The sequence below is a fragment of the Winogradskyella poriferorum genome, assembly GCF_036553625.1.
Taxonomy (GTDB): domain Bacteria; phylum Bacteroidota; class Bacteroidia; order Flavobacteriales; family Flavobacteriaceae; genus Winogradskyella; species Winogradskyella poriferorum.
In genome coordinates this window covers 340,285-357,738 of the sequence record NZ_JAZHOU010000003.1, presented here as the reverse complement: position 1 = coordinate 357,738, position 17,454 = coordinate 340,285, and the positions used below count along the sequence as shown (strand labels likewise).

The 17,454-nt window shown below is 33.5% G+C and carries 12 protein-coding genes; 11 read left to right on the top strand and 1 reads right to left on the bottom strand.

All coding sequences use genetic code 11. The features are described from left to right. Position 1 precedes the first annotated feature (1 nt). Positions 2–913: a DUF6268 family outer membrane beta-barrel protein gene (locus tag V1468_RS11200; RefSeq protein WP_331810332.1), complete on the bottom strand. Its 912-nt coding sequence runs from the start codon at positions 911–913 to the stop codon at positions 2–4. Between the two features lie 212 nt (positions 914–1,125). On the opposite strand from V1468_RS11200, the gene V1468_RS11195 reads away from it, so the two are divergent. The 11 genes from V1468_RS11195 (at position 1,126) to V1468_RS11145 (ending at position 17,411) form a co-directional block, all read left to right on the top strand. Next, positions 1,126–2,433 (top strand): hypothetical protein, encoded by a 1,308-nt coding sequence (locus V1468_RS11195; RefSeq protein WP_331810331.1) that lies wholly within the window; start codon positions 1,126–1,128, stop codon positions 2,431–2,433. After that, on the top strand, positions 2,420–3,655 hold the full coding sequence (locus V1468_RS11190; RefSeq protein ID WP_331810330.1) for an OmpP1/FadL family transporter: 1,236 nt from the start codon (positions 2,420–2,422) through the stop codon (positions 3,653–3,655). Before V1468_RS11195 ends, V1468_RS11190 begins: the two co-directional genes overlap by 14 nt. A 175-nt stretch (positions 3,656–3,830) precedes the next feature. Continuing rightward, complete coding sequence (uvrA, locus tag V1468_RS11185; protein WP_331810329.1) at positions 3,831–6,659, top strand: excinuclease ABC subunit UvrA; 2,829 nt, start codon at positions 3,831–3,833, stop codon at positions 6,657–6,659. Between the two features lie 48 nt (positions 6,660–6,707). Then, on the top strand, positions 6,708–7,394 hold the full coding sequence (locus V1468_RS11180; RefSeq protein WP_331810328.1) for an LOG family protein: 687 nt from the start codon (positions 6,708–6,710) through the stop codon (positions 7,392–7,394). A gap of 20 nt (positions 7,395–7,414) precedes the next feature. Beyond that, positions 7,415–8,689, top strand: coding sequence for a T9SS type A sorting domain-containing protein (locus V1468_RS11175; protein ID WP_331810327.1), 1,275 nt, complete (start codon positions 7,415–7,417; stop codon positions 8,687–8,689). Then, the gene (locus V1468_RS11170) at positions 8,686–11,532 is read left to right on the top strand and encodes a gluzincin family metallopeptidase (protein ID WP_331810326.1); all 2,847 of its coding nucleotides are present in this window, start codon (positions 8,686–8,688) and stop codon (positions 11,530–11,532) included. Before V1468_RS11175 ends, V1468_RS11170 begins: the two co-directional genes overlap by 4 nt. Before the next feature lie 155 nt (positions 11,533–11,687). Continuing rightward, positions 11,688–14,099: an alpha-ketoacid dehydrogenase subunit alpha/beta gene (locus V1468_RS11165; protein WP_331810325.1), complete on the top strand. Its 2,412-nt coding sequence runs from the start codon at positions 11,688–11,690 to the stop codon at positions 14,097–14,099. A 79-nt stretch (positions 14,100–14,178) separates the two neighbouring features. Next, positions 14,179–15,789: a class I SAM-dependent methyltransferase gene (locus tag V1468_RS11160; protein ID WP_331810324.1), complete on the top strand. Its 1,611-nt coding sequence runs from the start codon at positions 14,179–14,181 to the stop codon at positions 15,787–15,789. Further along, positions 15,790–16,062 (top strand): DUF202 domain-containing protein, encoded by a 273-nt coding sequence (locus V1468_RS11155; protein ID WP_331810323.1) that lies wholly within the window; start codon positions 15,790–15,792, stop codon positions 16,060–16,062. 26 nt (positions 16,063–16,088) lie between these two features. After that, entirely contained in the window at positions 16,089–16,562 is a 474-nt protein-coding gene (locus V1468_RS11150) for a hypothetical protein (protein ID WP_331810322.1), read from the top strand. A gap of 45 nt (positions 16,563–16,607) precedes the next feature. Then, positions 16,608–17,411, top strand: a complete 804-nt coding sequence (locus V1468_RS11145) for a class I SAM-dependent methyltransferase (RefSeq protein ID WP_331810321.1) — start codon at positions 16,608–16,610, stop codon at positions 17,409–17,411. Positions 17,412–17,454: the final 43 nt, after the last annotated feature.

The window sequence follows — 17,454 nt, the reverse complement described above, 5'->3', positions numbered from 1 at the left end:
TCTACTTATTATTATTTATATTAAAATTTAATCCGAAACCTACCATAAAGCCATTATCAGCTTTAAAATCGTATATAGTATTATCTGTATCTAGAGCTTTAATCTTCATTGTTGATGAAGTTGTATAGCCTATTTTAAAAAATGAAGACCAGTTGTTATTAAAATCGAAATGATATCTTAAGCTTGATTGTAGTGCTGTAAATTCTAAATATGAGTCTGTAACGTCTGCTGCCAGATTATTATCGTACAACGGCTGATTATGTAATGTATAAACAGACTGTGGTGCTACTGTAAAGTCAAATTTGCTTTGATTGTTTAATCTGTAATATATTGCAGTTTCTGGAAAACCTAGTTTGTAACTTAACTTTTCATTTACCGTGTTGAAATAACTTAACGTAGGATATATTTTTGGTGCTCCTAATTCTGTTCCGTAAGCTAAACCAACAGATAAGTAAGAAGGCTTAGCCTTTTGATCTAAAATTCGTTTTAACTCTACCTGAGATTCTAAAACGATAGCATTACTTTGCAATGAAGTTTCTAAAGTAGATGTAATTAATGGAGAAAATTCTACTCCTAACGACCATTTATTATTAATAGTGTAGTTGTAGTTCATCAATAGTTGTATTTGATGAAAATCTCCAAAAGCCATTAGTTCTGGAGACCATGTGTATGTGTCGCTATTTAACATATTATATGTGTAAGCAGCACCAATCCCTAGCTCTCCTTTAGGTACTGTAAATATTGTATTAAACACAAATCCTTTAGTATCTAAGTCTACAGAATTTAATGTAGGATACAGATCATAGAAAAGATTCAAAGAAGTTTTTGTTTCCTTTTCTGTTCCTAAATCTTGTCCTGCAACTGCATTGACCATTGCATTAACAATTATTATATGTAGTATGATTTTCTTCATCTTTGGCGAACATACTACCTAAACCTAATTGGATAAATACGAAATAGACTGATCCGTTTTTTTTATAGACCAATACCTTGTTTTAACCTATAAATACTTCCATGAAAACTAATCGGCAAAATTTAAGCGTTTGTAGACCTATCATGCAAACTCGTCTATTTCGCTTTTATAAGCACCTTTTGTTATGTTGATTTGCTGAAATTCTTATAATCATGTTTAAAAAACATCTTTCATTCTATATCATTCTGGGCTGTACTTTTTTATTTCTAAATTGTAATTCTGATGACATTACGTCGCTATCTGTTGGTGAAGATTTTACCAGCACAAATATCAGGGTGCTGTCTATAGATACGTTTGCTGTTGAACTTTCTACAATGAAGTTTGACTCTTTGGTTACTTCGAGTCAAGAACGCTTATTATTAGGACGTTATTTAGACGATTATATGGGAACCGTAAAAGCATCTACCTTTCTCAGAGTTCACCCAACCACCTATTACGTGGATGATGATGCTATATTAGATAGTATTGGTTTGGTTTTAGGATACGATCAATACTTTTACAACGACACGACACAAACCTCAACGATAAGTGTACATAAACTGGAGCAAAAATTAGATTCAGAAAATGGATATTTATACAACACCAGTCATTTTGATTATGATACTAGTAGTTTAGGAAGTATAACCTTTGAAGCAGAACCTCATTCAGACTCTCTTTATGTGGGTTTAGATTACAATTTTGGATTAGAAATATTCAATGATATTAAAGAAAATATCATCACTGATGAAGAGTCACTTTACCAAAAGCTTAAAGGGTTTTACATACAACCAGGATCTAATGATAATAGCGCAGTTGTAGGGTTTGCTTCATCAGAGGTTTATCTTCGCCTGTTCTACTCCATACCAGATGAGTTAGAAAATACCGCATATACTTACGATTTTTATATTGACTCAGAAAGCACAGCTTATTATAATAAAATTGAAAGTGATGTAACAGGATTAACATTAGAAGATATCACATCCCAAGAGTACAACTTAGCGAGTACCTACAGTAACAATGTAAGCTATAATCAATCTGGCATTGGTTATGTAACTCGAATACAATTTCCCACCATAAAAAACATTTACGACATTAATGATGAAGGTACTATACTAGATGCTACATTATATGTAGAGCCGGTAGTCGAGGCGTATTCAGAAATACAACCCATTTCCGAAGAATTGTCTTTATACACAGTTGATCAAAACAATTATTTATCATCACAAATAAGCGATAGTTCAGACTTCATATACGCGTATTTAGAAACCAGTGACTCTGAATTTAACAATCAAGTATATACAATGTCTGTATTAAACTATATAGATAGCAAACTCAACGAAGAACCCGAAATTGATAATGCTCTTATAATGCTTCCTGAAGATTACAATAGCACTATTAACAAACTCTTAATCAACAATCCAGAAGCTTCTAACTTTAAAACAAAACTCGTCATTACCTATGCCATTTATGAAAAAAATTAAAAGCAGCATCCTTGTAATCGGTCTTGTTTTTAGTGTTGCTATTAACAGCCAAACTAATAATCTTACATCGTCTCCTTATTCTTTATTTGGTTTGGGTGTAGAAAGCTCTATAAGTTCAGGACGTAATACCGCAATGGGAAATACAGGTATTGCTCTAGATGCTTCTAACGGATTTAATTTGTATAATCCAGCTGCGTTTGCTTCGATGTTAGAAGATAATTTTGTCCTTGAATTTGGAGTTACTTCAGAAATGGTTAATATCTCTAATTCAGACATAAACGAATCTCGAAACACCTACAACTTTTCTAACATATCTGTAGGCTATAGCAGAAAAAAATATGGTGTCGGATTAACTCTAAAACCATCAACTAACATTGGCTACGAGCTTATTGGATTAGAAAATAATATCGAAGGAAGTAATGATACTTTCTCAACTAATATAACAGGTTCTGGAGGTATTAACGAAATGCGTTTAGATTATGGATATAAACTAACAGACAACCTTAATCTTGGAGCAAGATTTTCGTATTTATTTGGTAAAGTTGAAGAAACAGAGTCTATTATTGCAGCATCTAACTATCTAGAAATATACGACGAGACTTATTACAGCGGAGCACGCTTTGGTCTAGGCGCACAATATAATCTCTCAGAGAACCATCGGTTTGGACTAACCTTAGATTTTCCAACAAGCTTAGGTGCAAAACAAAGTAGCTTAGTCATAAAGTATAACTTAGAATCATCTAGCACATTAGAAGATACTACAGACGAAAGAATAAATAGTTTTGATTTACCATTACAACTGGGTTTTGGATATAGTACAAAATTCAATAATATACTTTTTACAACGGACTACAATAAAAGATTTTGGTCTAACACTAACCAAACAGATGCCATTGGCGACTATGTAGATCAGGATATTTTTAGCTTAGGAGTATCATATAAAATAAACCCTAAAAGTCGTAACTATTTTGAACGTGTCGACTACAGGTTAGGATTTAATTACAACTCAGGATATTTAAAAATTGACGACACAAAAATTGACAGCTTTAATACGTCTCTAGGTCTTGGCTTGCCGTTAAGCAAAAACTCTAGTCTTAATTTTTCATACACGTATAGCAACAGAGGAACAACAGAAGACATATTAGTGCAAGAACGTTCTAATATGTTTAATATCAATTTAACGCTTTCAGACCTGTGGTTTCAAAAACGAAAATACAATTAGCACAGTACTTTTAATTCAATTTTACTTATTTATATTAAAGACTTCATTCCTATTTGTTTAATTGTTTCGATAAAAATTCTACGTAAAACAATGGCATCATAACTTCACAACTATTTAACATCTAAAATCGTACCTTTGCAACTTTGCTAGAATTAAAGAAGAAGGATAACCATTTATGAGCCATTTCGACGAGTCTATTGAAGTAAAAGGAGCCAGAGTTCACAACTTAAAAAATATAGATATTACCATACCAAGAGAAAAACTTGTGGTTATTACAGGTCTTTCAGGCAGTGGTAAATCGTCTTTAGCCTTCGATACTATTTATGCTGAAGGGCAACGACGCTACATCGAAACGTTTTCGGCTTATGCCAGACAATTTTTGGGCAGTTTAGAACGTCCAGACGTTGATAAAATTGATGGGCTTTCGCCTGTAATTGCCATTGAGCAAAAAACCACTAGCAAATCTCCTCGCTCTACCGTTGGTACAATTACCGAAATCTATGACTTTCTGCGTCTTCTGTTTGCCAGAGCTGCAGATGCATACAGTTACGAAACTGGCGAAAAAATGGTGAGCTACAGCGATGAGCAGATCAAAGACCTTATACTAGAATCCTATAATGGCAAACGCATTAATATCTTATCGCCTGTTATTCGTTCGCGTAAAGGCCATTATCGTGAGTTGTTTGAGCAAATTGCCAAACAAGGTTTTGTAAAAGTACGTACCGATGGTGAAATTGTAGATCTTGAAAAAGGCATGAAACTCGATCGTTATAAAACACACGATATAGAAATTGTTATAGATCGCTTAAAAATTGATAATTCTCAGGACAACGAAAAACGTCTCATGGAATCTATAAATACAGCCATGTATCATGGTGATGATGTATTGATGGTTATAGATCAAGACACCAATGAGCCACGTTATTTTAGTCGAAATTTAATGTGTCCTTCATCTGGTATTTCGTATCCTAATCCAGAGCCTAATAACTTTTCATTTAACTCGCCAAAAGGTGCTTGTCCTAACTGTAACGGTATTGGAGAGCTATATGTGGTTAATGATAAAAAATTAGTGCCAGACGAAACACTATCGATAAAAAATGGTGCTTTGGCACCTCATGGACCTGAGAAAAAAAGCTGGATTTTCAAACAGTTCCATACCATAGCACAACGTTTCGACTTTACATTAAACGATCCTTGGAAAGACATTCCTGAAGAGGCTAAACAAATGATTCTTCATGGCGGAAAAGATAAATTTACTGTAGAGAGTAAATTGCTTGGTGTTACTAGAGACTATAACATAGATTTTGAAGGTGTTGCTAACTTCATAGAAAACCAATACAAATCAGATTCTACATCTTTAGTGCGTTGGGCTAAAGAATATATGGATAAGGTTGAATGTGATGTATGTGAAGGCTCTCGTTTACGCAAAGAATCGCTCTACTTTAAGGTTGATGGTAAAAGCATTGCAGACCTTGTTAAAATGGATGTAGTTGATTTAGCTGAATGGTTAAAAGATTTGGAAAACAGACTTTCTGAAACACAACGCAAAATTTCTGAAGAAATCATAAAAGAAATAAAAGCGCGTACTCAGTTTTTATTAGATGTTGGCTTAACGTATTTAACGCTTAATCGTAGCTCAAAATCTCTCTCAGGTGGAGAAGCTCAGCGTATTCGTTTGGCTACACAGATTGGGTCGCAACTTGTTGGTGTATTATACATCCTGGACGAACCTAGTATTGGACTGCACCAACGCGATAATGAAAAACTTATCAACTCATTAGTATCGCTTAGAGACGTTGGCAACTCTGTACTTGTTGTAGAACACGACAAAGACATGATAGAACGTGCAGATCATGTTATAGATATAGGTCCTTTTGCAGGTAAACATGGTGGAGAAATCATTAGTGAAGGCACACCAAAAGAGTTGTTATCCTTTAATACGCTTACGGCTGAGTACCTTAATGGAAAAAAAGAAATTGAAGTTCCGAAAGAACGTCGCAAAGGCAATGGTAATAAAATTGTACTTAAAGGCTGTACAGGTAATAACCTAAAAAATATTGATGTAGAATTTCCATTAGGAAAAATGATTGGAGTTACTGGTGTTTCAGGTAGTGGTAAATCTACTTTAATCAACGAAACCCTCTACCCTATTTTAAATGCACATTTCTTTAATGGTGTTAAAAAACCGATGCCGTACAAAAGCATTAAAGGCTTAGAGCATATAGATAAGGTTATAGACATTAACCAATCTCCAATCGGCAGAACACCAAGAAGTAATCCTGCAACGTATACCAAGACTTTTGACGAAATACGTAAGCTTTTTGCACAAATCCCAGAAGCTATGATTCGTGGTTACAAACCAGGACGCTTTAGTTTTAACGTGGCTGGTGGACGATGCGAAACCTGCCAAGGAGGTGGATTGCGTGTTATAGAAATGAACTTTTTACCAGATGTTTACGTAGAATGTGAAACTTGCCAAGGCAAACGTTTTAATCGCGAAACATTAGAAATCCGATACAAAGGAAAATCAATAAGCGATGTGCTAGACATGACGATTGAAGAAGCTGTAGATTTCTTTGAGCACATTCCAAAAATTCACCGAAAGTTAAAAACCATTAAAGACGTTGGTTTAGGTTACATTACATTAGGTCAACAGAGTACAACACTTTCTGGTGGAGAAGCACAACGAATTAAATTAGCTACAGAGCTAAGTAAGCGCGATACTGGTAATACATTTTACATCTTAGACGAGCCTACAACAGGTCTTCATTTTGAAGACATCAGAGTTTTAATGAAAGTTCTTAATAAGTTGGTAGACAAAGGAAATACCGTTTTAATTATAGAACATAACTTAGATGTTATTAAAACAGTAGATTATATAATAGATATTGGTTACGAAGGTGGTAAAGGTGGCGGAAACGTTGTGGCCAAAGGAACTCCAGAACAAATAGTGAAAGACAAAAAAAGCTATACGGCTAAATTTTTGAAAAAGGAATTGAAATAATACTATATTGTAAAGCAATAAATTAATAAAAAAGACATCAAATTATAAATGAGAAAAGAAAACAAACATAAAGGCTGGAATGAAATTAAAACTAACGACTCATGGGCTATTTTTAAAATTATGGGTGAGTTTGTTAATGGTTACGAAAAGCTGAGTAAAATAGGACCTTGTGTATCTATATTTGGATCTGCACGTACCAAGCCAGATCACAAGTATTACAAGCTAGCAGTAGATGTAGCACAAAAAATAGTAGATCATGGCTATGGTGTTATCACAGGTGGTGGACCTGGTATTATGGAAGCTGGTAACAAAGGTGCACATATTGCAGGAGGAACCTCTGTTGGTCTTAATATTGAATTACCATTTGAACAGCACGACAATCCATATATAGATAGTGATAAAAGCTTAGATTTTGATTATTTCTTTGTTCGTAAAGTAATGTTTGTTAAATATTCTCAAGGTTTTGTTGTAATGCCTGGCGGATTTGGAACATTAGATGAACTTTTTGAAGCGATTACACTTATACAAACTCACAAAATTGAAACCTTTCCTATCATTTTAGTTGGAAAAGAATTTTGGGGAGGCTTGTTTGAGTGGGTAAAAACAACGCTTTTAGAAGCTGGTAATATAAGTCCCAAAGACTTAGATTTAATTCATCTTGTAGACACCTCTGATGAGGTAATAGATATTTTAAACAAATTCTACAAAGAATATGGCTTAAGTCCAAACTTCTAGAGATTTTCTATTTTAATGCTATGAAAAAGAAATTAATAGGTTTAGTGGCCACAGTATTTTTGGTATGCTTAAATGTTTCTGCACAAGAAACTTTTAAGGTAATGTTCTATAACTTATTGAACTATCCATTGGAAGATGCTGTACCAGGACGAGAACAAGATTTGGCCTTCATTTTAACAGATTACCAACCAGATTTGTTTTTAGTCTGCGAGTTAAATAATATTACTGGCGCTAACAACGTTCTTAATATTACCAGATCTGCTATTAATCCAAACTTTGAAATGGCTACTTACGTGTCTAACACATCTGATGATATTTTTGGAGACCAAAATGATCTTCAGAATTTACTCTACTACAACAGTTCTAAATTTAGCATTCAAGAAGAGACTATTGTACAAACAGATTTAAGAGATTTTAATGTTTATAGAATAAGATTAAATACTGTAGACCAAGACACAAATCCTGTTGATGTTTATGTAGTTGTCTGCCACTTAAAAGCTTCTAGTGGTACAGTAAATGCTCAGAGAAGATTTGAGATGGTTACAGAATTGGTTGCCTATTTAGACACTTTACCAACAGATGCCAATGTACTTTTAGGTGGAGATCTTAATCTTTACACTGCTTCAGAAGCTGCATTTCAAGAGCTTTTAAGTACTAATAACAACATTACTTTTGTGGATCCACCAAACCGTGTTGGAAGTTGGAGTAATAACACTAACTATGTTGATGTATTTACACAATCTACCAGAACCCAAACAGGATTGGGTGGTACCACAGGAGGTTTTGATGATCGATTTGATTTTATTTTAACTTCTGAAAACATGCTCAGTTCTGCGGACATTACTTATGTTGCAGATTCTTTTCAGGTTTATGGCAATAATGGTTTAACCACTTGTTACAATAGTTCTATAAACACTGCGAATTGTGGAAGCAGTAACTCGGAATTTTCATTTGAAATTAGAGATGCCTTACACAATTTTAGTGACCATTTACCTGTAACACTTTCTCTTGAAGCTGATGTTACACTTTCTAACAACAACGATATTAAAATACAACAAAAAATAGCATTAGAAAAAACAATAACAAACTCAGAATTAACCATTTACATAAATTCACCTGAATTTTTAAATCAATCATTCAATATTTATAATCAACTTGGTCAGTTAGTCGAAGTATTTCAAACCAATACTAAGCAAGTACAAACTTTCAACATTAACAATCTTAGTAACGGTATCTATTTCATAGGATTTTTAGAAAACCAAACAAGACCATTAAAATTTATTGTTTCGCATTGATAAAAAGACTCCTCATATCATATTTATTTTTTGTTTTTAGCGCATCAATGTATTCTCAGAATTACATTAATGTAAATGCAGATGTAGATGTAGAAACAAAAACTATCACAATATCTCAAGACATAATTTATAAAAACGAGACAGGAGATAACTTAAACGAAATTTATCTTCACGATTGGAATAACAGTTACTCTTCTAAATCTACACCTTTAGCCAAACGGTTTGAAGAAGAGTTTAGCACAAAGTTTCATCTTGCAAAAAGTGAGCAACGTGGGTTTACCTTAGTTACATCTATTGCAGATAACAAAAACAAAGTAAACCTTAACTTTGAGTACTTAGACGAACATCCTGATGTTTTAAAAGTTACCTTAGCTGAGCCTCTAAAATCAGGGGAATCTTACAGTATTAACCTTAGCTACATTTTAGTACTACCAGATGCTACCTTCACAGATTATGGTATTACTAAAAATAGAGATTTTGAATTAAAATACTGGTACATTACACCAGCTATATATGATGGAGATTGGCATTATTATAGTAATAAAAACCTCGATGACCTTTATATCCCTAAAGCTGATGTAAAAATTACGATTGAGCATCCTATAAATTACAGACCTACATCAGAGTTAGATCTTTTATCAGCCGACCCTGATAAGGATACAAAAAGACAAACTACAGTATACTTTGGTAAAGACCGAACAGACACCTACTTAGCTCTTCAAAAGTTTCCTTTGTTTCGCTCTATTCAAACAGACGATTTAATAGTAGTATCTAACATCAACGAAAGAGGTTTGCCTGGACCAGACAAAGCTATTCTTACAGACAAAATTGCCAGATTCCTTACTGAAAATTTAGGGGAATATCCTCATAAACGATTATTGGTCTCAAGAATTGATTACAACAAGAATCCATTGTACGGACTTAATCAATTACCTGATTTTTTAAGACCGTTTCCAGACCAATTTCAGTATGAATTAAAATTATTAAAAAGTGCCTTAAAAAAGTATATAAATAATATTCTACTTTTAAACCCGAGAAAGGAACACTGGCTGTCTGAAGGACTTCAAATTTATTTCATGATAAAGTATGTTGAAGAGTACTATCCTGATATGAAATTATTAGGAACATTGGCTAATGTTTGGGGAATTAGAGCTTTTCATGCTGCAGATGTAGATTTTAACTTTCAGTATTTCCTTTACTCCATGGAAATTGCCAGAAAAAATAGAGATCAGCCTTTAAACACCTCTAAAGATTCATTAATAAAATTTAATGCCAATATAGCCGGAAAATACAAAGCTGGTGTAGGTCTTAACTACCTAGATAAGTTTACTGATGATATTGATTTATCTGAAACAATTACCGAGTTTTTAATACAAAACAGACTAAACCAAAGTACTGGTATTGCAGATTTTGAAGCCTTTCTAAATTCAAAAACATCAAAAAATATTGATTGGTTTTTTACTGATTATGTAGGTACTCGTAAGAAGATAGATTTTAAAATTAAAAGTGTTGAAACTACTGAAGACTCTATAAAAGTTACCGTTAAAAATAAACGTAACAATAAAATGCCTATTTCGTTATTCAGCATTAGTAATGACTCTGTAATTGGTAAACAATGGGTAGAAAACATTAAAGGCACAAAAATCATAAGCCTACCTAAAGACCAAACCGATAAGTTTGTTTTAGATTACAACAATGTAATTCCAGAGTTTAATCAGCGTGATAATTACAAGTCGGTTAATGGTTCGTTTATAAGCAATAAACCACTTCAATTTAGGTTATTTAAGGATATAGAAGATCCTTATTATAACCAAGTATTTTTTATGCCATTGGTTGAGTTTAATAACATTTATGACGGTCTAACATTAGGGACAAAAGTCTATAACAAAACCATACTAAGAAAACGACTTAATTATAGGTTTTCACCACAGTATGCCACTAAATCAAAATCGCTTACTGGCTCTACCTCTATTTTTTATACGCATAATATTGAAAATAAAAACTTATATGATATTACTTACGGAATAAATGCTGGTTATCAATCCTTTGCCGAGGATGCTTTCTATACAAGAATTCGTCCTACATTGTCCTTTAGTTTTAGAAATGACAATGATTTTAGAGCTGATCAAATTGATAACATTACAGCTAGATTTGTGAGTATTAATAGAGATGTTGGTGAAAATGCTATTGTTGAAATAAATGAACCAGACTACAACGTATTTAATCTAAGGTATACACATTATAATCCTGGTAGAATTAACTTCTCTAGCTTTAGTACAGATTTACAATTGGCTAACAACTTTAGCAAACTTTCTTTGAGTTATGAGTTTAGAAAGTTAACTCAAAGCAACAGAAATATTAATCTTAGATTATTTGCTGGAATATTTCTTAATAATGACACTGACCCAAGCTCAGACTTTTTTAGTTTTGGTTTAGACAAACCAACAGATTATTTATTTGACCTAAACTACTTAGGTCGCTCTGAGGCTGCTGGCTTATTTAGTCAACAACTTATTATTGCTGATGGTGGTTTTAAGTCTGTGCTAGACACACCTTTTGCAAATCAATGGATGACTACGGCCAACTTTAGCACATCTATATGGAGGTACATTCAGGCTTATGGTGACCTTGGCTTGGTTAAAAACAAATTTGACAGTACTCATTTTGTATACGATTCTGGTGTAAGGCTTAATCTGGTAGAAGACTATTTTGAACTATATTTTCCTGTTTACTCTAACCTTGGATGGGAAATTGCAGAGCCAAATTATGGCGAACGCATTCGTTTTATTATCACTGTAGATCCTCAAGTACTTCTAGGTCTATTTAGACGTAAATGGTATTAGCATATTCTTACTTAAATGTTAATTTTTTGTATTTTTTTAATTAAAAATTAACAAAAAAGCACTTATTTTGAGAATTATTTAAAATTATACTTATTTCAGCTATTGCATAAAAGGTCGATATTTAGTACATTTGTATCTCCAAAAATTCGACCAATATGAAATCAAATCCCAATACAAAAACAGAAATTACCTTCGAAGATTTTAAAGCAGAAGTAATCAATGATTACAAATTAGCTGTTACAAGTAGAGAATGTAGTTTACTTGGTCGTAGAGAGGTTTTAACTGGTAAAGCCAAATTTGGGATTTTTGGTGACGGTAAAGAAATACCACAAATTGCTTGGGCAAAAGCATTTGAAAATGGTGATTTTAGATCAGGTTATTACAGAGATCAGACCTTTATGATGGCTATTGGTGAATTAACCATAGAGCAATTCTTTGCAGGATTGTATGCAAATACAGACTTAAAAGAAGAGCCAATGTCTGCTGGTCGTCAAATGGGAGGGCATTTTGCTACACATAGTTTAGATGAAAGTGGTAATTGGAAGAATCTAACAGAACAAAAAAATTCGAGTGCAGACATCTCACCTACTGCTGGGCAAATGCCAAGATTGTTAGGTTTAGCACAAGCTTCTAAAATATACAGAAATGTTGAAGGTATAGACACAACTAACTTTTCTAAAGAGGGAAATGAAATTGCTTGGGGAACCATAGGAAACGCAAGTACAAGCGAAGGTTTGTTTTTTGAAACCATCAATGCTGCAGGAGTACTACAAGTGCCAATGGTTATTAGTATTTGGGATGATGAATACGGTATTTCAGTACATGCAAAACATCAAACGACTAAAGAAAATATCTCAGAAATATTAAAAGGTTTTCAACGTGACGAAAACAACAATGGTTACGAAATATTTAGAGTAAACGGCTGGAATTATGCCGAATTAATAGACACCTACCAACGTGCAGCCAAAGTTGCCAGAAAAGAACATGTGCCTGTAATGATTCATGTGCAAGAGTTAACACAGCCACAAGGACATTCTACTTCTGGATCTCACGAACGTTATAAAAACGAAGAGCGGTTAGCATGGGAAGCCGAGTACGATTGTAATGCTCAGATGCGTCAATGGATAATTGAAAATAACATAGCAACAGACGAAGAATTAACTACTTTAGAAAAAGACATTAAAAAAGCTGTGAGAGATGGCAAAAAAGCGGCTTGGGCTTCTTATATAAATCCAATAAAAGAAGAAAAGAAAGAAGCCTTAACATTAATAGAAAGCGTAGCCAAAATAAGCTCTAACAGTGTATTTATCTCTAAATTAAAAAATGATTTAGAAGCAATAGATGAACCTTTACGAAAGGATATTCTATCATCAGCTCGCAAAACCTTGCGCTATATCATTTCAGAAGAATCTAATGAAAAGTTAGCGCTTCAAAACTGGATAAACAGTTACATAGAAAAAATACAACCTAAGTACAGCTCTCACTTATACAGTGAGTCTAAACATAAAGCCGAATTTCAAAAAGAAATAGTACCGACGTACAACGGAGACACTACAGAAGTAGACGGACGTGTAATATTAAGAGATAATTTTGAAGCCATTTTTAATAAGTATCCTGAGACTTTAGTTTTTGGTGAAGATGCGGGACATATTGGTGATGTCAACCAAGGTCTAGAAGGCTTACAAGAAAAATTTGGTGAGCTTAGAGTTTCTGATACTGGTATACGAGAAGCTACAATTTTAGGTCAAGGAATCGGTATGGCTATGAGAGGTCTTAGACCAATTGCTGAGATTCAGTATTTAGATTACATTTTGTATGCTTTACAAATAATGAGTGACGATTTGGCTACAGTACAATACAGAACCAAAGGTCGCCAAAAAGCACCATTAATCGTAAGAACACGTGGTCATAGACTAGAAGGTATCTGGCACTCTGGTTCTCAAATGGGAGGTATTCTTAACCTAATTAGAGGTATTCATGTTTTAGTACCTCGTAACATGACTAAAGCTGCAGGCTTCTACAACACACTTCTAGAGAGTGATGAACCTGCTCTTATCGTAGAATGTCTTAATGGTTACCGTTTAAAAGAAAAGATGCCAAGTAATATTGGTGAGTTTAAAACACCTATTGGAGTTGTAGAAACTATTAAGGAAGGTGAAGATATTACACTTGTATCTTATGGTTCTACTCTGCGATTAGTAGAACAAGCCGCAAAAGAATTACTAGAGGTTGGTATTGATGCTGAAATTATAGATGTACAATCTTTGTTACCGTTTGATTTAAATCATGATATCGTTAAGAGTATTGCAAAAACTAATCGTGTTATGGTTATTGACGAAGATGTAAAAGGTGGTGCATCAGCTTACATTTTAGATCAAATATTGAACGAACAAAATGCATTTCAACATTTAGATAGCCAACCAAAAACATTAGCTGCTAAACCTCACAGACCAGCATATGGCACAGATGGTGATTATTTCTCTAAACCATCAGTAGAAGATATTTTTGAAGCTGTATATGATGTGATGCACGAGTCAAATCCTGCGGATTATCCTAAATTGAGATAAACCCATTAAGAATATTATAAAATCAAAAACCATCATAATTATGATGGTTTTTTTATATTTAAGTACTAATATATTCTTCATGCTAACAAAGTCAGATAAATCTCAATTGAGAGGTATAATTTTTCGTCATTTAGATGGTATAGCTACAGCAACTTCAGCATTTGCTTTGCATAAAAAACAAATTCTAGATTATATCTTAGAAAAAAAATCTATTAATTTAAAATCACTCTCTGACATTTTTAATGCTAATGAAGGTTACCTTAATGTTGCACTTAGAGTTTTGTGCTCTCAAGGTTGGCTAGAGCAAGACCTCAGTAATAAAGACAATACAGTAACATACTCTACCAACGAAAAGTCAGAGGTAGCATTTCAATTGGTGTACCTTTATGAAGACGCAGTAAACCTATTGCGCTATTCTGATAGATTTGCTACCGAAAAAATGATAAGTACAGATGCGTTTATTGCATTAGAACGCATTTTTAAAAAGTTTGAAAATAACTTTGGCCTAGACATTTCGGATGAGACTTCAATAGAATACCAAATCTACAAACATATTGAAGGCACCATTGCAGGACCTATCATTGTTTTATTAGGTGTTAACGGATTGTTTCACAAGTATTTTATGGAAGCCTCCTTTACGGCTGAAGAATACCATAAAGATCCTGAAAGCTTTAAAAAAATCCTCGATTTCTTTTCACATCTAGGATGGTTTAAAAAGAAACGAGATACGTATCAATTTACTGACAAAGGTCTCTTTTTTGCAAAACGTGCCAGCGCTTATGGTGTAACCGTATCTTATTTACCAACATTTTTACAACTAGACGAACTCATTTTTGGTAATCCATTAGTACTTAAAACAGATTCACCAAATGATACTGAAAAGCACGTACATCGTGAAATGAATGTTTGGGGAAGTGGTGGTGCTCATGCCACGTACTTTAAAGTTATAGATAAGGTGATCATCGATTTGTTTAACAGACCTATTGACCTTCAGCCTAAAGGCATTTTAGATATGGGTTGTGGTAATGGTGCATTTATAGAGCATATTTTTAATATTATTGAGCAACAAACCCTTCGTGGTAAACTATTAGACGACCATCCATTGTTTTTGGTTGGAGCAGATTTTAACAAAGCAGCTTTAAAGGTTACTAGAGCCAACCTGATTGCAGCTGATATTTGGGCCAAGGTGATTTGGGGAGATATTGGCAGACCAGATCTTTTAGCTTCAGATTTAAAAGAAGACTACAATATAGATCTCAAAGATTTACTCAACGTTAGAACATTCTTGGATCATAATCGTATTTGGGAAGCACCAAATAACAAATATGATTTTATTAGCACATCAACAGGCGCATATGCTAGTGCTGGTAATCGTTTAAACAATAATGATGTGGAAGCATCATTACTAGAGCATCTCAGCAAATGGAAACCTTATGTTGATAAATTTGGCTTGTTAATCATAGAATTACACACCATTGATCCTTCTCTAACAGCAAAAAATATTGGTAAAACTGCAGCTACAGCTTATGATGCCACTCATGGTTACAGTGACCAATACATTGTAGAAGTTGATGTGTTTAGAAACATCGCAGAAAAAGCAGGCTTAGCACCAGACGACATGCACTTTGCTAAATTTCCTGATAGCGAACTAGCAACTGTAAGTATTAATTTATTAAAAGGAAAAGATTAAATGTCAGAAATTAATAAAGACGAAAGTAAAGCTTTAATAACTCGTGATTGGCTGGCAATTGAGCGCACTAAGCTTGCTAACGAACGTACCTTTTTAGCTTACTTTAGAACATTTTTGGTAATACTCGGTACAGGAGTCACTATTTTAAAACTCGAGTTCTTTTCAGATTTAAAATCTTATGGTATTATTCTTATCATAGTCTCTGCTTTTATTCTAAGTATAGGTATTTTCCGATTATTTAGAGTGAAACGTACCATTAGAAAACACTATTAAAATTCCTTTATAAAGATTATCTCTAAATGAAGATAGAATCTATCGTTACCATAAAAAAAGAACTTCAGCACTTACCAAAAGAAGATTTATTAGAGCTTTGCCTTCGTCTTGGTAAGTTTAAAAAAGAGAACAAGGCACTACTCACCTATTTATTATTCGAAGCACATGATGAAGATGGTTACGTTGCAAGCGTAAAATCTTCGTTAGATGAATTGTTTGATGGTATAAACACAGATAGTTACTTCTACATGAAAAAAACCATACGGAAGATTTTGCGTCAGATTAGAGTATATAGCAGATATTCTAACAAAAAATCTACCGAAGTTGAGCTCCTACTCTACTTTTGCGAGCAACTAAACGAGCTTAGACCATCCATACATAGAAATAAAACACTAAGTAATCTATACCAAAGACAAATTCTGGCTTTAAAGAAAAAAATCAGTGTACTTCATGAAGATTTACAATACGATTATAATTTGCAATTAGAAGCACTACGGTAATTTTTCAATACACTATATTTGCCTTCAAATTTTATAGAATCAAAAATGAATAAAGCGAAACTTTCTAACCTATTAAGGCAACTCAATCTTATCTATGTTGCTGATCTTATTAGATTTCGCATTCAAAAATTCAAAAACAGAAAAGCTAACGCTCAGTTTAGAAAAGCACATCCAGAAGTTGTACTTCCACCAGATTATTTAATGTATGAGTCATTTCAGATGAATTATGACAAATACTATAATGGTGGGAGAAACATGGCTAAAAACCTATCGGAATACTTTAAAAAACATATAGAATTAAAGGATAAAAGTGTTTTAGATTGGGGCTGTGGACCAGGCAGAATTATTAGGCATATGCCAGAAGTAATAAATAATGGCTGCCAATTCTTTGCAACAGACTACAATAAAAACTCTATAGATTGGTGTTCTGAAAACTTACGAAACATCCAGTTTAATAAAAACGAATTAGAAGCAAAACTATCATACGAAGACAATTCAATGGATGTTATCTATGGTATTTCAATTTTCACACACCTCTCAGAACAAATGCATTACGATTGGTTTAACGAATTACTTCGTATTTTAAAACCAAATGGTATTATGCTATTAACCATGCATGGAGATAATTTTAAAGTAAAACTAACTGAGGCTGAACTTTCAGATTATAATCAAGGTAAATTAGTGGTTAGAGGCAGTATTAAAGAAGGCCACAGAACTTATGCCGCTTTTCACCCAGAGGCATTTGTTAAAGATTTATTTAAAGCAACCACTGTATTAGAACACATACAGTTGACTTCAGAGACAAAATCTTGGGTACCACAAGACATCTGGATTATTAGAAAACCGTAACATACTCTTAAACTTGACAAATGTCATAGTAATTGTGATGTAG

What these genes read in the sequence shown, in the direction of transcription:
- V1468_RS11200 (WP_331810332.1), bottom strand. Translation starts at nt 913, where the DNA reads ATGAAGAAAATCATACTACATATAATAATTGTTAATGCAATGGTCAAT.
- V1468_RS11195 (WP_331810331.1), top strand. Translation starts at nt 1,126, where the DNA reads ATGTTTAAAAAACATCTTTCATTCTATATCATTCTGGGCTGTACTTTT.
- V1468_RS11190 (WP_331810330.1), top strand. Translation starts at nt 2,420, where the DNA reads ATGAAAAAAATTAAAAGCAGCATCCTTGTAATCGGTCTTGTTTTTAGT.
- uvrA (WP_331810329.1), top strand. Translation starts at nt 3,831, where the DNA reads ATGAGCCATTTCGACGAGTCTATTGAAGTAAAAGGAGCCAGAGTTCAC.
- V1468_RS11180 (WP_331810328.1), top strand. Translation starts at nt 6,708, where the DNA reads ATGAGAAAAGAAAACAAACATAAAGGCTGGAATGAAATTAAAACTAAC.
- V1468_RS11175 (WP_331810327.1), top strand. Translation starts at nt 7,415, where the DNA reads ATGAAAAAGAAATTAATAGGTTTAGTGGCCACAGTATTTTTGGTATGC.
- V1468_RS11165 (WP_331810325.1), top strand. Translation starts at nt 11,688, where the DNA reads ATGAAATCAAATCCCAATACAAAAACAGAAATTACCTTCGAAGATTTT.
- V1468_RS11160 (WP_331810324.1), top strand. Translation starts at nt 14,179, where the DNA reads ATGCTAACAAAGTCAGATAAATCTCAATTGAGAGGTATAATTTTTCGT.
- V1468_RS11155 (WP_331810323.1), top strand. Translation starts at nt 15,790, where the DNA reads ATGTCAGAAATTAATAAAGACGAAAGTAAAGCTTTAATAACTCGTGAT.
- V1468_RS11150 (WP_331810322.1), top strand. Translation starts at nt 16,089, where the DNA reads ATGAAGATAGAATCTATCGTTACCATAAAAAAAGAACTTCAGCACTTA.
- V1468_RS11145 (WP_331810321.1), top strand. Translation starts at nt 16,608, where the DNA reads ATGAATAAAGCGAAACTTTCTAACCTATTAAGGCAACTCAATCTTATC.